The sequence below is a fragment of the Caballeronia calidae genome, assembly GCF_900044055.2.
GTDB classification, from domain to species: Bacteria; Pseudomonadota; Gammaproteobacteria; order Burkholderiales; family Burkholderiaceae; genus Caballeronia; species Caballeronia calidae.
In genome coordinates this window covers 59,260-77,434 of sequence record NZ_FCOX02000005.1, presented here as the reverse complement: position 1 = coordinate 77,434, position 18,175 = coordinate 59,260, and the positions used below count along the sequence as shown (strand labels likewise).

20 protein-coding genes are annotated in these 18,175 nt (G+C 63.4%); 7 read left to right on the top strand and 13 right to left on the bottom strand.

What is annotated here, in order from left to right:
- Positions 1–2: 2 nt before the first annotated feature.
- The 3 genes from AWB78_RS07130 to AWB78_RS46355 all read right to left on the bottom strand — a co-directional run bounded on the left by AWB78_RS07130 (position 3) and on the right by AWB78_RS46355 (position 3,785).
- Positions 3–2,210, bottom strand: a complete 2,208-nt coding sequence (locus tag AWB78_RS07130) for an acetate--CoA ligase family protein (protein WP_232477629.1) — start codon at positions 2,208–2,210, stop codon at positions 3–5.
- A gap of 97 nt (positions 2,211–2,307) precedes the next feature.
- Positions 2,308–3,570: a formyl-CoA transferase gene (gene frc / locus AWB78_RS07125; RefSeq protein WP_062603645.1), complete on the bottom strand. Its 1,263-nt coding sequence runs from the start codon at positions 3,568–3,570 to the stop codon at positions 2,308–2,310.
- Between the two features lie 44 nt (positions 3,571–3,614).
- Positions 3,615–3,785 (bottom strand): hypothetical protein, encoded by a 171-nt coding sequence (locus AWB78_RS46355; RefSeq protein WP_157697432.1) that lies wholly within the window; start codon positions 3,783–3,785, stop codon positions 3,615–3,617.
- 279 nt (positions 3,786–4,064) lie between these two features.
- Here AWB78_RS46355 and sucC point away from each other — a divergent pair, with 279 nt between their 5' ends.
- From sucC to AWB78_RS07105, 4 genes are all read left to right on the top strand, one after another.
- Positions 4,065–5,264 carry an ADP-forming succinate--CoA ligase subunit beta gene (gene sucC, locus AWB78_RS07120; RefSeq protein ID WP_062603643.1) on the top strand — a complete coding sequence of 400 codons (1,200 nt, stop codon included), beginning with the start codon at positions 4,065–4,067 and terminating at the stop codon, positions 5,262–5,264.
- 13 nt (positions 5,265–5,277) lie between these two features.
- A complete protein-coding gene (gene sucD, locus AWB78_RS07115) occupies positions 5,278–6,153 on the top strand; it encodes a succinate--CoA ligase subunit alpha (RefSeq protein ID WP_062603641.1) in 876 nt (291 codons plus the stop codon).
- Positions 6,154–6,262: 109 nt separating this feature from the next.
- A complete protein-coding gene (locus AWB78_RS07110; protein ID WP_062603640.1) occupies positions 6,263–6,610 on the top strand; it encodes a hypothetical protein in 348 nt (115 codons plus the stop codon).
- A gap of 4 nt (positions 6,611–6,614) precedes the next feature.
- Positions 6,615–6,980, top strand: a complete 366-nt coding sequence (locus tag AWB78_RS07105) for a hypothetical protein (RefSeq protein ID WP_062603638.1) — start codon at positions 6,615–6,617, stop codon at positions 6,978–6,980.
- Between the two features lie 59 nt (positions 6,981–7,039).
- Here the strand turns inward: AWB78_RS07105 and AWB78_RS07100 are convergent, their stop codons facing one another.
- The 6 genes from AWB78_RS07100 to AWB78_RS48225 form a co-directional block, all read right to left on the bottom strand.
- Complete coding sequence (locus tag AWB78_RS07100; protein ID WP_062603636.1) at positions 7,040–7,783, bottom strand: GntR family transcriptional regulator; 744 nt, start codon at positions 7,781–7,783, stop codon at positions 7,040–7,042.
- On the bottom strand, positions 7,773–7,994 hold the full coding sequence (locus AWB78_RS46350; RefSeq protein ID WP_062603634.1) for a hypothetical protein: 222 nt from the start codon (positions 7,992–7,994) through the stop codon (positions 7,773–7,775). The genes AWB78_RS07100 and AWB78_RS46350 overlap by 11 nt, the downstream gene beginning before the upstream one ends.
- Positions 7,995–8,108: 114 nt before the next feature.
- Positions 8,109–9,122 carry a 2-dehydropantoate 2-reductase gene (locus AWB78_RS07090; RefSeq protein ID WP_062603633.1) on the bottom strand — a complete coding sequence of 338 codons (1,014 nt, stop codon included), beginning with the start codon at positions 9,120–9,122 and terminating at the stop codon, positions 8,109–8,111.
- A gap of 163 nt (positions 9,123–9,285) precedes the next feature.
- Positions 9,286–10,242, bottom strand: a complete 957-nt coding sequence (locus AWB78_RS07085) for a LysR family transcriptional regulator (protein ID WP_062603630.1) — start codon at positions 10,240–10,242, stop codon at positions 9,286–9,288.
- A gap of 11 nt (positions 10,243–10,253) precedes the next feature.
- Positions 10,254–11,603, bottom strand: coding sequence for an oxalate/formate MFS antiporter (gene oxlT, locus AWB78_RS07080; protein WP_062603629.1), 1,350 nt, complete (start codon positions 11,601–11,603; stop codon positions 10,254–10,256).
- A gap of 446 nt (positions 11,604–12,049) precedes the next feature.
- The gene (locus tag AWB78_RS48225) at positions 12,050–12,217 is read right to left on the bottom strand and encodes a hypothetical protein (protein WP_232477641.1); all 168 of its coding nucleotides are present in this window, start codon (positions 12,215–12,217) and stop codon (positions 12,050–12,052) included.
- Here AWB78_RS48225 and AWB78_RS07075 point away from each other — a divergent pair.
- Together AWB78_RS07075 and AWB78_RS07070 are read left to right on the top strand one after the other, a co-directional pair.
- Positions 12,137–13,027 (top strand): LysR family transcriptional regulator, encoded by an 891-nt coding sequence (locus tag AWB78_RS07075; RefSeq protein ID WP_232477636.1) that lies wholly within the window; start codon positions 12,137–12,139, stop codon positions 13,025–13,027. The two genes, AWB78_RS48225 and AWB78_RS07075, sit on opposite strands and share 81 nt — an antisense overlap.
- A 97-nt stretch (positions 13,028–13,124) precedes the next feature.
- A complete protein-coding gene (locus AWB78_RS07070) occupies positions 13,125–13,463 on the top strand; it encodes a hypothetical protein (RefSeq protein WP_062603627.1) in 339 nt (112 codons plus the stop codon).
- 93 nt (positions 13,464–13,556) lie between these two features.
- Here AWB78_RS07070 and AWB78_RS07065 read toward each other — a convergent pair whose 3' ends face one another.
- Together AWB78_RS07065 and AWB78_RS07060 are read right to left on the bottom strand one after the other, a co-directional pair.
- Positions 13,557–15,008 (bottom strand): aldehyde dehydrogenase family protein, encoded by a 1,452-nt coding sequence (locus AWB78_RS07065; RefSeq protein WP_062603625.1) that lies wholly within the window; start codon positions 15,006–15,008, stop codon positions 13,557–13,559.
- A gap of 194 nt (positions 15,009–15,202) precedes the next feature.
- The gene (locus AWB78_RS07060; RefSeq protein WP_062603623.1) at positions 15,203–15,715 is read right to left on the bottom strand and encodes an OmpA family protein; all 513 of its coding nucleotides are present in this window, start codon (positions 15,713–15,715) and stop codon (positions 15,203–15,205) included.
- Positions 15,716–16,410: 695 nt separating this feature from the next.
- Between AWB78_RS07060 and AWB78_RS07055 the strand changes: the two genes are divergently transcribed.
- Positions 16,411–17,355 (top strand): M23 family metallopeptidase, encoded by a 945-nt coding sequence (locus tag AWB78_RS07055; RefSeq protein ID WP_062603621.1) that lies wholly within the window; start codon positions 16,411–16,413, stop codon positions 17,353–17,355.
- Here the strand turns inward: AWB78_RS07055 and AWB78_RS46345 are convergent.
- Together AWB78_RS46345 and AWB78_RS07040 are read right to left on the bottom strand one after the other, a co-directional pair.
- The gene (locus tag AWB78_RS46345) at positions 17,329–17,940 is read right to left on the bottom strand and encodes a hypothetical protein (protein WP_157697431.1); all 612 of its coding nucleotides are present in this window, start codon (positions 17,938–17,940) and stop codon (positions 17,329–17,331) included. The genes AWB78_RS07055 and AWB78_RS46345 overlap by 27 nt on opposite strands.
- The gene (locus AWB78_RS07040; RefSeq protein ID WP_062603615.1) at positions 17,927–18,139 is read right to left on the bottom strand and encodes a hypothetical protein; all 213 of its coding nucleotides are present in this window, start codon (positions 18,137–18,139) and stop codon (positions 17,927–17,929) included. Before AWB78_RS07040 ends, AWB78_RS46345 begins: the two co-directional genes overlap by 14 nt.
- Between the last annotated feature and the right edge of the window lie 36 nt (positions 18,140–18,175).

Below are 18,175 nucleotides of genomic sequence, written 5' to 3'. Positions count from 1 at the left end.
CATCAGATCAAACCTGCTCCACGCGCCCACTTGTACTTCGCGCCGAGCACCGCGACGGGCAGTTCCGTCGAGTACGCGTAGGCGGGCACGCCATGCTCGTAAAGATACTCCGCCGCTTCCTCGACCTGAACATCGCCCGCGAGCGATGCCACGATCGGCTTCTCGATGCCCAGCGCCTTCATCTCCTCCTTCACTTCGATCACGAGCTTCGCGAAGACCATCGGCGGTGTGATGATCGTGTGCCAGTAGCCGAGGATGATCGAATGGATGCGATCGTCTTCGAGACCGAGGCGGATCGTATTCTTGTAGGTGCTCGGCGGCTCGCCGCCGGTGATGTCGACCGGATTGCCCGCCGCGCCGAACGGCGGGATGAACTTGCGGAACGCGGCGTCGAGATCGTCGGGCATCGTCATGAGCGACAGATTGTTGTCGACGCATGCATCCGACAGCAGCACGCCCGAGCCGCCCGCGCCCGTGATGATTACCGTGTTCTCGCCCTTCGGCGTCGGCAGCTTCGGAATGCCGCGCGCGAATTCGAGCAGGTCACGCAGCGAGCGCGCGCGGATCACGCCGCACTGCTGGAACACGTCTTCGTAGATCTTGTCGTTGCCCGCGAGCGCGCCGGTGTGCGAGCTGGCCGCGCGCGCGCCGAGGCTCGTGCGCCCCGCCTTCAGCACCACGACCGGCTTTTTCTTCGACACGCGCTTCGCGGCTTCGGCGAACGAACGTCCGTCCTTCAGGTCCTCGCAGTGCTGCGCGATGATTTCCGTGTTGTCGTCCTGCTCGAAGAACGTGAGCAGATCGTCTTCGTCGATATCGCTCTTGTTGCCGAGGCCGACGATCGCGGACACGCCCATCTTCGCCGAGCGCGAAAACCCGATGATCGCCATGCCGATGCCGCCCGATTGCGACGACAGCGCCGCCTTGCCCTTCACGTCGTACGGCGTGCAGAACGTCGCGCAGAGGTTCTTCGGCGTGTAGTAGAAGCCGTAGATGTTCGGTCCCATCATGCGGATGTCGTACTTGCGCGCGATCTGCACGATCTCTTCCTGGCCTTCGTGATTGCCGGTCTCCGCGAAACCCGACGGAATCAGCACCGCGCCCGGAATCTGCTTCTCGCCCACTTCGACGAGCGCTTGCGCGACGAACTTCGCCGGAATCGCGAACACGGCGACATCGATCACGCCGGGCACGTCCTTCACGCTCTTGTACGCCTTGCGGCCCATGATCTCGTCGGCCTTCGGGTGGATCGGATAGATCGTGCCCTGATAGCCGCCGTTGATGAGGTTCTTCATCACGGAGTTGCCGATCTTGCCGTCCTCGTTCGACGCGCCGATCACCGCGACCGCATCCGGCTTCATGATGCGGTTCATCTGCGCGACGATCTGCTCCTGCGTCGGGCGATAACGCGGCGCGGCCGGCTCGAAGTCCATCACGATGCGCACGTCCGCCGCCACCGCGCCGTTCGGGCTCGCGAAGACCGGGTTCAGGTCCATCTCGGAGATTTGCGGGAAGTCGTCGACGAGACGCGACACGCGCTCGATCAACGTGATGAGCGCCTCGCGATTCACGGCTTCAGCGCCGCGCACGCCGCGCAGCACTTCGGCGGCCTGAATGCCGTCGAGCATCGACGCGGCTTCGTCGCGCGTGACGGGCGCGAGACGGAACGTCACGTCCTTCAGCACTTCGACGAGCACGCCGCCGAGACCGAACGCGATCAGCTTGCCGAACGACGGGTCCGTCACCGCGCCGATGATCACTTCCTGGCCCGCGCCGACCATCTGCTGAACCTGCACGCCGACGAGCGTCGCGTTCGGGTCGTACTTCTTCGCGTTCGAGATGATCGTGTCGAAGCCCGCGCGGACATCGGCTTCGTTCTTCACGCCGACGAGCACGCCGCCCGCCTCGGTCTTGTGCAGGATTTCGGGCGAAACGATCTTCAGCACCACCGGAAAGCCGATGAACGACGCGAGCTTCGCGGCATCGTCCGCCGATTTGGCGACGCCTTCCTGCGGCACGGCGATGCCGTATGCATCGCAAATGAGCTTGCCTTCCGGCGCCGTGAGCGACGTGCGTCCTTCGGCCTTCACGCGATCGAAGACCTCGGCGACGCGGCGCTTCGCGTCGGGCGCATGTAGCGGAACGACCGCCGCTGCCTGGTTGGAAGAATTGACTGATTCGCTGCGATCCTGGACAACCGTGCTGTTCATTTGGTGTCTCTCCGTTATCAGGTGTCCGTCTTTTTGGACGTGACGATCCTCGCCGCCTCCTGTCGAGGCGGCGGGCGTGTTCGCGGTTCAGAAAGGCTCAGATCGCGCCGAGGCTCTTCAGCGTGGCGACCTGGTCAGGCGTGTAGCCGAGTTCGGCCATGACTTCGTCGGTGTGCTCGCCAAGCAGCGGCGAACGCACGACTTCGGTGGGACTGTCGGACAGCTTGATCGGATTACCGACCGTGAGGTACTTGCCGCGCACCGGATGATCCACTTCGACGATCGTCCCGGTCTTGCGCAGCGACGGCTCTTCTGCGATCTCCTTCATCGACAGGATCGGGCCGCACGGAATGTCGTGCTTGTTGAGGATTTCCATCGCCTGGAACTTGGTCTTCGACATCGTCCAGCGCTCGATTTCATCGAAGATCTGCTTCAGATGCGGCAGGCGCGCGTTCGGCGTCTTGTAGTCCGGATGATCGATCCATTCCTCCCTTCCGATCACCTTGCAGATCTCGCCCCACACCGGCGCCTGCGTGATGAAGTAGATGTACGCGTTCGGATCGGTTTCCCAGCCCTTGCACTTCAGGATCCAGCCCGGCTGGCCGCCGCCCGATGCGTTGCCGGCGCGCGGCACCGCCTCGCCGAACGTGCCGTTCGGATACTGCGGATATTCCTTCATCACGCCGGTGCGCTCGAGCCGCTGCTGGTCGCGCAGCTTCACGCGGCAGAGGTTGAGCACGCCGTCCTGCATCGCGGCGAGCACCTTCTGGCCGCGGCCGCTCGTGTTGCGCTGATACAGCGCCGTGACGATGCCGAGCGCGAGATGCAGGCCCGTGCCCGAATCGCCGATCTGCGCGCCGGTCACGACGGGCGGGCCGTCGTCGAAGCCGGTCGTCGAGGCCGCGCCGCCCGCGCATTGCGCGACGTTCTCGTAGACCTTGCAGTCTTCGTACGGTCCCGGCCCGAAGCCCTTCACCGACGCGACGATCATCCGCGGATTCAGCTCCTGGATGCGCTCCCACGTGAAGCCCATGCGATCGAGCGCGCCCGGCGCGAAGTTCTCGACGAGCACATCGCAATTCTTCACGAGCGTCTCGAGCACCTTCTTCCCTTCGGGATTCTTCGTGTCGATGGTGATCGAGCGCTTGTTGTGGTTGAGCATCGTGAAATAGAGGCTGTCGGCGTCGGGGATATCACGCAGTTGTTCCCGCGTGATGTCGCCCGCACCGGCGCGCTCCACCTTGATGACGTCCGCGCCGAACCACGCGAGCAGCTGCGTGCAGGTCGGTCCCGATTGAACGTGCGTGAAATCCAGGATTCGCACGCCGTCCAGCGCCTTGCCAGAATTGTTCACCGTCATTGCTCGTCTCCGAAATCTTGCTTCCGCGTTTATAAGTTCGACGTTTATTTGTACATCGTCTGCGCCATCGTGTCCGGTGCGCAGACAGTCGGATCAACCCAGATGTTGATGACCGCGCTCTTGCCCGTCTTCGCGATCGACTCACCTGCACGCTGCAGCGCGCCCGCGATTCGTCGGGGTTCGTGTCCGTCGTTGTGATATACAATATTCCACACACAGTATTAGTCAACTGTATCCCGCTCGGCGAAAACCCTGTGATGCGCTGCACGATGGGCCAGAATGCCCGCCCTACTTCGGACTCCACCAACCACACGCTGCACCGCATCAATCGCTGTATGCCTCCCTCCTCGATTAAATAGGCGCATAACACGTACGACCGGCAGCGTTCAAAAGTTTTTGTGCGCCGTGAAATGTGATATATCGTATTTCAGCGCGCCGCGGATGACGCTTTTTCTGGGTCGCGCCCATTCCCAAGAGAGGACACAGGAGACGCAATGAACATCCACGAATATCAAGCGAAGGCGCTGCTGCGAAAGTACGGCGTCGCGGTTCCGCATGGCCGCGTCGCCTTCTCGGCGCAGGAGGCCGCAGACGCGGCGAGCGCGCTGGGCGGCCCGGTCTGGGTCGTCAAGTCGCAGATTCACGCGGGCGGCCGCGGCGCCGGGCGCTTTTCCAATGATCCCGACGGCAAGGGCGGCGTGCGCGTCGTGAAGTCGGTGGAAGACGTGCGCGAGAACGCGCAAAAGATGCTGAAGTCGGTGCTCGTGACCAAGCAGACCGGACCGGCGGGCAAGGAGGTGAAGCGCCTCTATATCGAGGAAGGCTGCGACATCGCGCGCGAGCTGTATCTCGGCATGCTCGTCGATCGCGCGACGTCGCGCATCACGATCATGGCGTCGACCGAGGGCGGCATGGAGATCGAGGAAGTCGCGCATCGGACGCCGGAGAAGATTCTCAAGGTCGCGATCGATCCCGCGACCGGCCTCCAGCCCTTCCACACGCGCCAGATCGCGTTCGGTCTCGGTCTCGCCGGCAAACAGGTGGGCGCGGCGTCGAAGTTCATCACGGCGCTGTATCAGGCGTTCGTCGATCTGGACGCGTCCATCGTCGAAGTGAATCCGCTCGTCGTGACCGGTTCCGGCGACGTCATGGCGCTCGACGCCAAGCTCAATTTCGACGACAACGCGCTCTATCGCCATCCGGATATCGAGGAATTGCGCGATGAGGACGAGGAAGATCCCGCCGAAATCGAAGCGGCGAAGCACGGGCTCAATTACGTGAAGCTCGACGGCAACATCGGCTGCATGGTGAACGGCGCGGGCCTCGCGATGGCCACGATGGACATCATCAAGCTCTATGGCAGCGAGCCGGCGAACTTTCTCGACGTCGGCGGCGGCGCAACGCAGGAGCGCGTCGCGACCGCGTTCAAGCTGATCCTGCGCGATCCGAAGGTGCAGGGGATTCTCGTCAACATCTTCGGCGGCATCATGCGCTGCGACGTGATCGCGCAAGGCGTCGTCGCGGCCGCGCGTGAAGTCGATCTGCGCGTGCCGCTCGTCGTGCGCCTGGCCGGCACCAACGTCGATGCGGGCCGCGAAATCCTGCGCACGTCCGGGCTTGCCATCATCCCCGCCGAAAACCTCGCCGATGCCGCCGACAAGATCGTCAGCGCCGTCGCCGCCGCACATCACTAAAAAGGAAGCCGACATGAGCGTTTTGATCGACAGGAACACGAAGGTCATCTGCCAGGGCTTCACCGGCGCGCAGGGCACGTTTCACTCGGAGCAGGCGATCGCGTACGGCACGCGCATGGTCGGCGGCGTGACGCCGGGCAAAGGCGGCACGACGCATCTCGACTTGCCCGTCTTCGACACCGTCGCCGAGGCGGTCGCGAAAACCGGCGCGGACGCATCCGTCATCTACGTGCCGCCGCCCTTCGCCGCCGACGCGATTCTCGAAGCCATCGACGCCGAAGTGCCGTTCATCGTCTGCATCACGGAAGGCATTCCGGTGCTCGACATGCTGCGCGTCAAGCGCGCGCTCGCCGGCTCGGGCAGCCGGCTCGTCGGGCCGAACTGTCCGGGCGTCATCACGCCGGGGCAATGCAAGATCGGCATCATGCCGGGGCATATTCACCAGCCGGGAAAGATCGGCGTCGTGTCGCGCTCGGGCACGCTCACGTATGAAGCCGTCGCGCAGACGACCGCGGCCGGGCTCGGCCAGACGACGTGCATCGGCATCGGCGGCGACCCGGTGAACGGGACGAACTTCATCGACTGCCTGACGCTTTTCCTGGAGGACGATGCGACCGAAGGCATCATCATGATCGGCGAGATCGGCGGATCGGCGGAAGAAGAAGCGGCGCAGTTCCTGAAGGATGCGCAGACGAAGAAGCCGGTCGTCGGTTTCATCGCCGGCACGACCGCGCCGCCGGGACGCCGCATGGGCCACGCGGGCGCGATCATCTCGGGCGGCTCGGGCACCGCGAGCGCGAAGATCGACGCGATGAAGTCGGCGGGCATTCATGTGGCGGATTCACCCGCCGCGCTCGGCGAAACGATGGTGCGCGCGATGCGTCGCTGAGGCGGTCTGGCACGAGGCGGCGTCGTCCGCCTCGATAATCACACTTCTCAACAATCTTTCTGCAGGCGAATCATAAGATAAAGGTTCTCAAGCCTTATCGAATGCGCCCATGATCCGTTTCTTCTGCTTCGCCATCGCGGCGTTGATGGTAGCCGTCTGCATCGAACAAACGCTGGCTCAGTCGCTTTCTCCGCTTGTCAGCGATAACTCCGCCTCTTCCCGTTTCGAAAGCCGCGCGGCCGCCAACATCAAGAATCCGCCTCCACCGTCGAGGAACCCGGTCCGCTGCCAATATCAGCGCGCGCAAGGCCCGCAGGGCTTGCATGGCACGCAGCCACAGCAAAACGGTTCGATCACGCTCCTGCCCGATGGCAGCACGCAGATCACGCAGCAAACCGACGACAAGGGATCGCGGATGCCGACGCAATCTCAGCAACTCGACTGTGCGCGGAACTGACGCCATGCTCGAGCGAATCTTCTGTCTCGCGCTGGCGTGCGCATTCGGTTCAGCCAGCGCACAAACCGTGTCGCTCTCGCCGGCTTATTCGGATGCGGCGTCCGCCCCGCGCTTCCAAAGCCACCTCAACAAGAATCTGAATCACGTTCCGGACGCCTCTATCACCGAGAGGCAGTTGAAAAGCGATCGATGCGCCGCGTTGGGCGCGTCGATCGACTGGGGCAAGGACAACCCGACTGCGCAGCGCAACCGCGGCAACGAGAACTACCAGAACTTCGTGAACAATCCGTGGGGCGGCGCCGATGCTCAAGCCTCACCCGACCGCCAGCGCGAACTCGAACGCCAATCCGCGATACTTGGCTGCAAATAAAGAAGGGCCGCGCGGCAATCACCGCGCGGCCCTTCTTTCTCTTCCTGCTCAGATAAAACTCAATCCAGAAAGTCGCAATTCGCCTCGACGAACGCCGCCAGATCGAGCGAATGCTGCTTCACGAGCCGCTCGACCAGCTCCGTATCGCGCTGCTCCAGCGCCTCGATGATGCGCATGTGATCGACGATCGAGCGCGACGCCCGGTCGCTCTGCGAGATCGTCATCTTACGAATGGCGCGCACGTGCACGAAGATGTTCTTGATCGTCTCGAAGATGATCTCCGACTTCGACAAGCGCACGATCGCGGAATGGAACGCGATATTCGCGTCCGAATATTCGTCGATATGCTCGGCGGGCGTCGAATCGCGGAAGTTGTCGAACATGTGGCGCAACTGGGCGATTTCCTCGTCCGATGCGCGCTGCGTCGCGAGCCGCGCCGCCATGCTCTCCAGCGCCGCCCACATATGAATCATCTCGACGATCTCGCGCTTGGTCTTGCGCAAGATATAGACGCCGCGCCGCGGCACCGTGCGCAGAAAGCCTTCCTGCTCGAGAAGCGTCATGGCCTCGCGGATCGGCGTGCGGGAGACGCCGAGCGCTTCGGTCAGCTCTTTCTCGTCGAGACGGATTTCTTCCCGCGAGCGGTAGATGTCCGCTTCGGCGATCGCCTGCCGCAGTTTCGCGTACGCCTGATCGCGCAGCGAAACCGTGGCATTGATCGGTTCCAGCGAAAGCGTCAGTCCGGGCTGACGAACTTCGGGGCGAACTTCCGGCCGGTCTACGGATTGAGTATCAGATGGCATTGATGGCTTGATTTCCCAAGTGCGGACGGCTAGCGACGACACGCTTGCCCGAACCGCCGTTCTGGTCATCCGCCGCGAGACCGGCGAAGCGACCGTGATCCTGTGCGCGCTGCAGCATGCTCTGCGGCACCGACGACGCAATCATAAACGTAACACCCACACCCACGGCAACCAGCGCGAATCCGACAACAACCAACAGGGCGATGCTCATCTCAGGCTCCAGTTAAATCACTCAAGAGCCCTCAGTATATGCTGCATCGCAACAGCGCGCAACATATTTTGCATCTTGTATATCAGAAACAACGCTGGTCCCTTCGTCTGCAGTTTAGGCCGCTTTTTGCGATTGCGGGAGCGGCAGTGCCTTCGCCGTGCCCTGATTTACGCCCTCGCGCAGCTTGATCAATGCGAGAACCGCATCGAGCATCGGCGTGCCGACGTGCACCAGGCGACCGATTTCCTGCACGACGGTCATCAGCGGATCGATTTCCATCGGCCGTCCGGCTTCGCAGTCCATCAGCATCGAGGTCTTGTGAGCACCGACCGCGCCCGCGCCGTTGATGCGCCGCTCCACGTCGACGCGGAAATTCACGCCGATCTTGTCGCCGATGGCCTTCGCCTCGAGCATCATCGCCTTCGAGAGCGCGCGCGTGCCGGGATCGCTCGTGAGGATGTCCAGCGTCGCGCCGGTCAGCGCGCTGATCGGGTTGAAGCACAGATTGCCCCAGAGCTTCAGCCAGATTTCATCGCGGATGTTGTCGCGCATCGGCGCTTCCATGTCCGCCTTCGCCATGAGGTCGTGCAGCGCCTGCAGACGCGGCGTGATCTCGCCGCTCGGCTCGCCGATCGGGAATTTCTTGCCGTAGTGATGCTCGATGACGCCCGGCTCCGCGATCTCCGCCGCCGGCAGCAGCACGCAGCCGATCGCCCGCTCCGGCCCGAACACGTCCCATTGCCGTCCGCCCGGATCGACGCTCTGCAGTTTCGTGCCTTCGAGCTCGCCGCCGTGCTTGTAGAAGTACCAGTAAGGCAGGCCATTGACGGCCGTGACGATCGCCGTCTCGGGGCCGAGCAGCGGCGGAATCAGGTCGACGACGCCCGGAATCGAATGCGCTTTCAACGCGATGATCACGTAATCCTGCGGGCCGAGCTCGGCGGGATTGTTCGTGCAGCGGACCTTGACGGTGTGCTCTTCGCCGTCGATGCGCAGCTTGACGCCGTTCGCCTGCATGGCCGCAAGATGCGGACCGCGCGCGACGAAACTGACGTCCGCACCGGCTCGCGCCAGTTGTGCGCCCATATAGCCGCCGATCGCGCCGGCGCCGTACACGCAGATTTTCATGGTTCGTCTCCTGAGGGTTGTAGCTTTAAAGCTTTCTGATATACAAGATACTACATTCCGTATTGAGCAAGAACAAGGCGAATCGTGCGCTTCGGGACGAGCGAAAACCCGCATGCGCGACGCCGCGCTGCGGGTTTTTGCGAGCGGATGGGGAAAGCGTCGCTCAGGCCTCGACGGCCTGGCTCGTGACGAGAGTATGCGACGAGGCCGCGATGACGTGTGACCAGACGCTGGCCGCGCTGGCGCGCAACGCGCGGCTCTTGCGCCGCACGAGCATGATCGTGCGCAGGGCGTCCGGCACGAGCGGGATGAAACGCGTCCGCGCGTTGTCGCATGTGGCGCGCGCGTGCATCGGCAGGATGCCGACGCCGAGCCCCGCTTCGGCCATGCGCGCGACCGCCGCCGGCTGCGTGAGTCTTTGACGCACGGCGCCGGTCACGCCGTGGAGCGCGAGCGCGGCTTCGATGGCGCCGAGGCTCCCGGTGTCGTCATCGAGAAGGAGGAGCGGTGTGCCGCGCAACTGCTGCCAGTCGATGCGCGCCGCCGCGTTCAATCGATGCGACGCGCCGACGACCGCCGCGAGTCCGTCGGCGAAAAGCGGCTCGGCGGCGAGTTCGTCGAGATTGGCCGGCGCCGCGACGACGCCCAGTTCGGCCTCGCCCGAGCGCACGAGCTGCAGCACCGCGTTCTGCGGCCGGTCCATCACGACGACGGTGATATCCGGAAGGCGTTCGTGGCAGGACGCGAGCAGCGCCGGCAGCACGCTCGCCGTGAGCCCGCAACTGCTCGCGAGATTCACGACGCCGGGCTCGCCGCCCTCCTGCGCACGCGGCCGGAGCGTCGCCTCCAGTTCCTCGACGAGCGGCGCGATGCGCGCGAGCAGCTTGCGGCCGGTTTCGGTGAGCGCGACCTGACGCGTGGTGCGATCGAAGAGCCGCAGCGCGATTTCGTCTTCGAGCTCGCGGATGCTGCGGCTGACCGCCGATTGCGTGATGCCGAATTCGTCGCCCGCGCGCGTGAAGCTGCGATGCCGCGCGAGGGTGACGAACAGCCTCAACTGATGCAGCGATACGCTGAGTGACGGCGCGGCATGCGCGTTCCTGTTCGGTTGATCGCGCATGCCGTGCTTCCTTACTGCACCGTGTTGCGCGATGCGTCCCAACCCGCCTGGAACGACGCGTTCGCCGACGACGACTCGGCGGACGTCTCGGCCACCGTGTTCTCGATCCAGCGCTTGCGCATCGGTGCGAGGACGAACTTCGCGCACAGGCCCGCCGCGATCGACGTGATCGCGGTCGCGATGAACACCGCGTTCCACGAACCGATCGACGCGAGCACCGAGGCGAGCGGCACCAGCATCGACGCCGTGCCCTTCGCCGTGTACAGCGTGCCGGCGTTGGCGGCGGCGTACTTGCTGCCGAAGGTGTCGGCGCAGGTCGCCGGGAAGATCGAGAAGATCTCGCCCCAGCAGAGGAACGTCATCGCCGCGAACAGCATGAAGAGATACGGGTTGTGGCCGAACTCCATCAGCCCGAGCAAGGCCACGCCTTCACCGAGAAAGATGATGAACATCGTGTTCTCGCGGCCGATCTTGTCGGAGATGAAGCCGCACAGCGGACGCGTGAAGCCGTTGCACAGGTTGTCGATGGAGAGCGTCATCGCGAGCAGCGGCAGCGTCACGCCCAGAATGTTCACCGGCATCTTCGCGAAACCGTACTCCTTGGCGATCGGTCCGAACTGCGCGGTCGCGATCACGCCGCCCGCCGCGACGAACACGAACATCAGATACAGCACCCAGAAGAGCGGCGAGCGCACCATCTGTCCGGTCGTGTAGTCGATCTTCGTCGCCACGATGCGCTTGGCCGGCACGATGTCCTTCGGCGGATTCGGACGCACGAGCAGCAGCGCCAGCACGAAGATGCATACGCCCTGCAGAATGCCGAAGAACATGAACGCGTGCTCGTAGCCGGAGCTCTGGATCATGTTGGAGATCGGAATGACCGTGACCGCCGCGCCCGCGCCGAAGCCCGCCGCCGTCAGACCGGCCGCGAGACCGCGCTTGTCCGGGAACCACTTCAGCGCCGTGCCGACGCACGTGCCGTACACGCAGCCCGCGCCGATACCCGCGATCACCGCCGCGATGTAGAGATGCATGAGGCTGGTCGCGTGGGCATCGATGACCCAGCCGATCGCCGCGCAGATCGAACCGCCGATCACGACCGGCCTCGGCCCGAATTTATCGACGAGCCAGCCCTCGACGGGCACGAGCCATGTTTCAGTGACGATGAAGATGGTAAAGGCCGTTTGAATCGCCGCCTGCCCCCAATGGTGTTTCGCATCCATTGGAACGACGAATAGCGTCCATGCGTACTGCAGGTTGGCGACGAGTCCCATGCATAGGATGCCCACCGCCAGCTGAATCCATCTGTTGTGATGACGCCCGTGCGAATGCCCGGACACAACCGTGTCTGCGCTTGCCATGTCTGTCTCCGTTATGTGTTCTTAGCGCTCGTACGGCGCTTGAGGTACTGCGAGAAACCGGCGCGGTGCGTCGGCGGCGAGCGGTCGGTCAGGGAAAATGCTCGGTCCAGGCGGCATGGGCGTGCGGCCGCTTGTCGTGCTTGGCGCGCTGGTCGCGCGGGTGGAAGCGGGCGATCGATTCGCACATCCGGCATACATCCGCGTCAGGCGATCGACGAATCATGTCAAGCGATTCCCAATAGAGTCCGGAAGGTTGATCGGCCTTTGCAGGCTTCGTGTGCTGCGGGGTGATGCTCGAAATGCCACGCGGAAAGCCGGCTCATGCTCGGGGTCCAGCATGGTCGTTCGTGCTATCCGCCGTCGTCCGCCTTACAACAAACGCGGACGTGAAAGCATCGTGGAGGAGAAAAACGATTAAGGAAAGTTAGAAAAAATTATTGTATAAATTAGCTATCGTTAATGGATGAAGGATCGCCGTGCTGCGCAACGCCACCCTGCGTCAATTGAAGATCTTCGAAACCGTGGCCCGGCGACTGAGTTTTTCCCGCGCCGCCGAGGAGCTTTACCTCACGCAACCCGCGGTCTCGACGCAGGTGAAACAGCTGGAGGAACATGCCGGCTTGCCTCTATTCGAGCAATTGGGCAAAAGAATCTACCTCACTCCGGCCGGAAATGAAATGCTCCATTACAGCCGTGCGATCCTCGAGCAGTTCCGCGAAGCGGACGACGCCATGGCACGCCTCAAGGGCATCTCGGGCGGAACGCTCAATGTCGCGGTGATCAGCGCGGGCGACTATTTCTTTCCCCGTCTCCTTGCAGCATTCACGCAGCGTAATACCGATGTAAGGCTCAACCTCGCCGTGCATAACCGCGAGGAATTGCTACATCAGCTTTCCGATAACCTGACCGACCTCGCCGTGATGGTGCGGCCGCCGCGCGACATGGACACCGTCAATGTCTCCTTCGCGCCTCATCCGTACGTGATCGTCGCGCCGCCGGACCATCCGCTCGTCGGGCGCAAGAACGTTCCGCTCGAAGCGTTGGCCGACGAGCCGTTCATCGTCCGCGAGCGCGGCTCCGATACCTGGAATTCGATGGAGGAGGGTTTTGCCGGACGCCTGTCGAATCTCAACGTCGCGATGGAAATCACCAGCACGGAAACGATCAAGCAGGCGGTCATCGCCGGCATGGGTCTGAGCTTTCTGTCCGCGCACACGATCAGCATGGAGTTGCAGGTCGGCAAGCTCGCCGTGCTCGACATCGAGGGTTTTCCCGTGATGCTCAACTGGTTCGTCGTGCATCGGAACAACAAGCGGCTCCCGCCGGTGGCGCTCGCGTTCAAGCAGTTCCTGATCGAGGAAGGCGCGGCGCAGATCGAGGCGATTACACAGATCGTCGCGAAAACCGGCAAGCCGAATACATAACGCTTTCTGAATAAATAAGCGAAAAAAGTTTAACTGTCGTATATGGATCAGCTTTCCTATCCTGCAGTCATGCCCCACGGCCATACAGGAGACGATCATGATCCACGCAACGCACGGCGATGACCGCGAAGTTCAGGCACAAGTCTGCGCATTCAATACCGCTTTCGAAGAACTCGATCTGATGTTCCGTTGGGACGCGCAAACCTGGCGCTCGCTTGCGTCGGCGGATAGCGACTACGGGAAAATCGCGCAGTACATCGAATCGCACTGCCCGCATCTGTTGAAGGCGTACAGCGCGGAGTTTCTTTGCCAGGCAATCGTCGAACGGAAGAACTCGACGATCGAAGCGTGCCGGCAAAACACGGTTCAGTACGAAGACAGCACGCAGCGGGCGCGGCTTTGGCGGGCGCGCAACCAGGAAACGGCACGCGTCTGAAGCGTCTCTATCATTGATGCGGGCGGTCCGGGAAATCCGGGCCGCCCTTTTGCGTTCATCAAAGTCGCCGCGGCTGCCCGCGGCCCCTCGATGTCAGGGCGTCAGTGCGACCCACACCGCCTTCGGCTCGGTGAAGTTTTCGATGGCGACATCGCCATGTTCGCGGCCGAAGCCTGAATCGCCTCCGCCGCCCCACGGAAGACGCACATCCGTGAAGCCGTAGGTATTCACCCAGACCGTGCCCGCCTTCAGTTCCGCGGCCATGCGATGCACGCGGCCGATATCCGCGCTCCACACGCCCGCCGCAAGGCTGTATGCGGTGCCGTTGGCGATGCGCAGGGCGTCGGCTTCATCGTCGAAGGGAATCACGCTCGCGACCGGCCCGAAAATCTCTTCCTGCGAGATGCGCATCTCGTGCTCGACCTTCGCGAATACCGTCGGTTCGACGAAATAACCGCGCTCGCCCGAACGCCTGCCGCCCGTGACGAGCGATGCGCCCTCGCCCTTGCCGATATCCACGTAATCCAGCACGCTCTTCATCTGCTTGGCGGAGATGAGCGGGCCCATGTTGGTCTCGCGCTTCGACGGATCGCCGAGCTTGATCGTCTGCGCGCGCTCGGCGAGACGTTCGACCACTTCGTCGTAGACCGCGCGCTGGGCGAGAATGCGCGAGCCCGCCGAGCAGACCTGTCCCGCGTTGAAGAAGATGCCGGAGGCGGCCGCACGCACTGCGCTATCGACGTTCGCGTCCGCGAAAATCACGTTGGCCGACTTGCCGCCGAGCTCCAGCGTGACGCGCTTGAAGTTGCCCGCCGCGCCCTGCAGGATGCCGCGCCCGACCGACGGCGAACCGGTAAACGTCACCTTGTCGACGCCCGGATGCGCGACGAGCGAATCCCCGACGACCGAGCCCTTGCCCGTCACGATATTGAGCACGCCGGGCGGCACGCCCGCCTCGAGCGCGAGCCGTCCGATCATCAGTGCGGAGAGCGGCGTGATTTCGGCGGGTTTCACGATCAGCGTGCAGCCGCACGCGAGCGCGGGCGCGATCTTCCACACGCCGATCATCAACGGGAAGTTCCACGGCACGATCGCCGCGACGACGCCGACCGGCTCGCGCACCGTATAAGTGAGCGCGTCGGGGCGCGCGGGCACGACCTGGCCGTTGATCTTGTCGCACCAGCCGGCGTAGTACGTGAGCGTATCGATGGCAGCGGGCACGTCCTGGCGCTGCACGCCGGCGATCGGCTTGCCCGCGTCGAGGCTTTCGAGCGCCGCGAGTTCTTCCTGATTTTCGCGCAGCAGCTCGCCGAGCTTCATCAGGATGCGGCCGCGCTCGGCGGCCCGGATCGCGTTCCACGGCTTGAGCGCGGCGCGCGCCGCCAGCACGGCGCGGTCCACGTCGGCAGAGGTGCCCTGCGCCACGCGAGCGATCGGGTTCTCGGTCGCCGGGTCGAGGTTCGTGGAGTAATCGCCGCCGCTCGGTGGAACGAACTCGCCGTTGATCAGCAATTCGTAGCGCTTCAGATCCGTCGTGCTGTCCATGTCTCGCTCCATGTGCTTTTCAGAACCACTTCATGTTGCGGCAGAAAAAGCATCCACGAAAGCAAAACATTCTTATCGTATATATAGGGCGGGATGTATGGTCGGATATAGCGGGTGCGCCCGGCCGATCATGTCGCGGCCTGGCATGGCACGTCCGCGGGCTTCGACGAACGTGCCCGGAGGAACGACGCGCGTCAGCGCTTTGCCTTGCCCATGATGGTATCGAGCGATTCGCCGACCACGACGATCTCGGTGCGGCGGTTCTTCGCCTGTCCCGCCGGCGTATCGTTGCTGGCCGTTGGACGATCGGAAGAAAAGCCCTCGGTAGTGACGCGCGAAGCGGCGATGCCGCGCTGTTCCAGCGCACTCGCGACCGTCCGTGCGCGGGCCTCGGACAGCGCCTGGTTGTGTTCGTGCGTGCCGGTGTTGTCGGTATGGCCTTCCACGATCACGGACTTCGTGCTTCGCTTGAGCAGTACGACCGCCCGTCGGATGGCTACGGCGGAATCGTCGCGCAAAGCCGATTGGTCGACATCGAACAACACGCGATCGGGCAGCCGCACCTGAACGCCTTCTTTGGTCTGCGTCACTTCGATACCGACTTGCTGGTTGAGTGCGACCTCCTGCTCGCGATCGGGCCCGGTGGCGCAGGCGGTCAATAAGGACACCGACAGCGCACACGTGATGAGGGAAAGGAATTGCTTCATGTTTTACCTGCTTTGTTGTTGATGAAGGGCTGCGACCGGGAAAGCGCCCCGCGAGCGGAATGATGCGGTCAGGCAACCCTGACGTGCGCCGTTCGCGAGCTGTCCGGCGCGCTTTGTGAGGCCGAGCTTGCACTCGGCTTCGCGCTCTTCAGCGCGTCGGCGGCGACGTGCAGCGCTTGTGATGCGGCCTCGGCCGTCGCCGATGCGTTTGGGACACCCGATGTCGCTGATGTCATCGAGGCGGAGGTAGCTGCTGTGGCGCATCGTGCTTCGCGGGCTTCGGCTTTGCGTCATCGTGCGCGAGCCGGTTCCGTTGTACCTGAATGCTCAATGGATCTGTGTCTTTGCGTTGCTTCTTCATGCGTCGCAACGCTTGCGCTCCGCGCGCCTTTTGAAGAATAGGTTTGCCAAGTATTTGATTGGTGAAGGGGCTATTCCCATGATGGCGCGGTTGGCGACCGCGTTATCCGATCAAGAAGTCCCCTTGACGCATCGCCGCGTGGGAAGGCGACCGTTCATCCAATCGAGGCATTCGAGGACGCCCCTCCACCAACGACCTTTTTCTGTGACGTTGTAACTACTCTATTTCGGCTTCTGCGCCCGCCCATCTCAAATTTATCTGATTTATCCGATATGCCGGCATCAGCCCGCGCTCTTACCATCTCGAAATTCTCACTGGTTGTTGGGAGGCAAGGATGGCTTCAGCGTTTTCGCGTTCGAGAAACGATGGGTACATCGTCATGCGGCGTGGCGCAATTCGCAACACCATCCTCAGCACTGCGTGCTCGGCGGTCGCGCTCGCATTAGCCGTCGGTGTCGCTTTAGGGCACTACGGTGTCCCGATTGTCCACGCGCCGCGGGTACACCACGAGCCCGCACGGAATGCCATCGTCGCCCCTTACACGACAGACGAAATCTCGCGCCTGCAGGCCGCCAACGCCTCGCTGGATGCGCGGGTTCAGCGGCTCTCCGCACAACTCGATACCCTCAGCGCATTCGACCGGCGCCTACGCGCACCATCGCCGCGCGGCATCACCACCCGCACGGCGGCGTCGGCGCGCGCGTCCTACAGCGACGCCGAGGGCGGCCCCGAACTGCCGCCCCAGCCTTGCCAAGCCGCCGGCGCGCTGGCCAATCCACAAGCTACCCGCGCCGAACTCGACTGCCTCGCCACCACGCTTAGCGCACTCGAAGAGGGTGCGGCACAGCATGAGGCCGCGTGGAGTGCCTTTCCGGGTCGTCGTCCACTCGGACTGGGACGTATCGGTTCACCGTTTGGCAACCGCGCCGACCCATTCACGCACCACCTGAGCTTCCACCCGGGCGTGGACCTGGTTGCGCCAACGGGCACCCCTATCCTCGCGGCCGGCGCCGGCCGCGTCATCTACGCGGGGCCGATGCCCGGCTATGGCAACACCGTCGAAATCGATCACGGCAACGGCTTTATCACACGCTATGCCCACGCCTCGAAGATCGAGGTGCACGTCGGGCAGACGGTGCAGCCGGGCGAGTCGATCGCCAAGGTCGGATCGACGGGTCGCTCGACCGGTCCACACCTGCACTTCGAGGTACGCGTGGATAATCGGCCGGTCAACCCGAGCGACTATCTCGCGCTATTTGCGAACGCGTCCGACGCTTAACGCCCGAGGCGTCGTGTTCGCGCTGTCGGCCAGCATCAGCGAGCGCAGCGTCGTCGACGCGGTGTTTGGAACGACGCCGATCCGCCCGGTGGCAGGCTCAAGATAGCGTCCGGCCAGCAAGACGTGGTAGAGCGGCTTCCGAAACATCGGCACGCCATCGGGGATGACCATCGCGTTCTCGCGCGCAAACGCGGCGGCATCGCTCGCGGGCACCTTCGGCAGGTTCGCCGTCAAGGCCAGTAGTGCTTTCGAAATATCGACACGGCGGTCGTGCGCAGTTGCTGGCAGGTCCGCGCTGCCTCGGCGGCGGTAGGCGGAGTCAATGCCATCGTGGGTCCGGTCCTCGGCACGGACGCCACGTTCGCCATCGCCACTTGCTCGGTCCGCACGACGGGCAACAAGGCCGTAGTAGAAGTACGTTTTTGCAAGATTCGCATCGGCACTCCATGTCGAATCCGGATGGCGGCCCGCAAGTATCTGTCTCTCAACTCGCCAGGCTTCTTGGATCGTTCGGCGTTTCGTTCGATGCATTGAACGCGGCGTGCAGAAGCAACTCAATAGCGAGCACGCTTCATAGCCCGCCACGTCCGCTCGGCAACGGCGTCTCCGCCTGCTTCGCTGCTTCGATCGCGGCTTTGGGTAGCGGCGGCGGTCCATCGGCCAGTCTCACGCCCTTGGCCGCCGTCTCGCGTTTCACGAACACGCGCAAAGGCAACGTGAACCCGCGCAAGTCCAGCAATTCGAGCGGCCCTCGGCCCACGTCCGTGCGCATCATGTAGCTCATACGACTGTGTTTTTGACTAACAACAAACAAGAAGTG

What these genes read in the sequence shown, in the direction of transcription:
- AWB78_RS07130 (WP_232477629.1), bottom strand. Translation starts at nt 2,210, where the DNA reads ATGAACAGCACGGTTGTCCAGGATCGCAGCGAATCAGTCAATTCTTCC.
- frc (WP_062603645.1), bottom strand. Translation starts at nt 3,570, where the DNA reads ATGACGGTGAACAATTCTGGCAAGGCGCTGGACGGCGTGCGAATCCTG.
- sucC (WP_062603643.1), top strand. Translation starts at nt 4,065, where the DNA reads ATGAACATCCACGAATATCAAGCGAAGGCGCTGCTGCGAAAGTACGGC.
- sucD (WP_062603641.1), top strand. Translation starts at nt 5,278, where the DNA reads ATGAGCGTTTTGATCGACAGGAACACGAAGGTCATCTGCCAGGGCTTC.
- AWB78_RS07110 (WP_062603640.1), top strand. Translation starts at nt 6,263, where the DNA reads ATGATCCGTTTCTTCTGCTTCGCCATCGCGGCGTTGATGGTAGCCGTC.
- AWB78_RS07105 (WP_062603638.1), top strand. Translation starts at nt 6,615, where the DNA reads ATGCTCGAGCGAATCTTCTGTCTCGCGCTGGCGTGCGCATTCGGTTCA.
- AWB78_RS07100 (WP_062603636.1), bottom strand. Translation starts at nt 7,783, where the DNA reads ATGCCATCTGATACTCAATCCGTAGACCGGCCGGAAGTTCGCCCCGAA.
- AWB78_RS46350 (WP_062603634.1), bottom strand. Translation starts at nt 7,994, where the DNA reads ATGAGCATCGCCCTGTTGGTTGTTGTCGGATTCGCGCTGGTTGCCGTG.
- AWB78_RS07090 (WP_062603633.1), bottom strand. Translation starts at nt 9,122, where the DNA reads ATGAAAATCTGCGTGTACGGCGCCGGCGCGATCGGCGGCTATATGGGC.
- AWB78_RS07085 (WP_062603630.1), bottom strand. Translation starts at nt 10,242, where the DNA reads ATGCGCGATCAACCGAACAGGAACGCGCATGCCGCGCCGTCACTCAGC.
- oxlT (WP_062603629.1), bottom strand. Translation starts at nt 11,603, where the DNA reads ATGGCAAGCGCAGACACGGTTGTGTCCGGGCATTCGCACGGGCGTCAT.
- AWB78_RS48225 (WP_232477641.1), bottom strand. Translation starts at nt 12,217, where the DNA reads ATGTTCCTCCAGCTGTTTCACCTGCGTCGAGACCGCGGGTTGCGTGAG.
- AWB78_RS07070 (WP_062603627.1), top strand. Translation starts at nt 13,125, where the DNA reads ATGATCCACGCAACGCACGGCGATGACCGCGAAGTTCAGGCACAAGTC.
- AWB78_RS07065 (WP_062603625.1), bottom strand. Translation starts at nt 15,008, where the DNA reads ATGGACAGCACGACGGATCTGAAGCGCTACGAATTGCTGATCAACGGC.
- AWB78_RS07060 (WP_062603623.1), bottom strand. Translation starts at nt 15,715, where the DNA reads ATGAAGCAATTCCTTTCCCTCATCACGTGTGCGCTGTCGGTGTCCTTA.
- AWB78_RS07055 (WP_062603621.1), top strand. Translation starts at nt 16,411, where the DNA reads ATGGCTTCAGCGTTTTCGCGTTCGAGAAACGATGGGTACATCGTCATG.
- AWB78_RS07040 (WP_062603615.1), bottom strand. Translation starts at nt 18,139, where the DNA reads ATGAGCTACATGATGCGCACGGACGTGGGCCGAGGGCCGCTCGAATTG.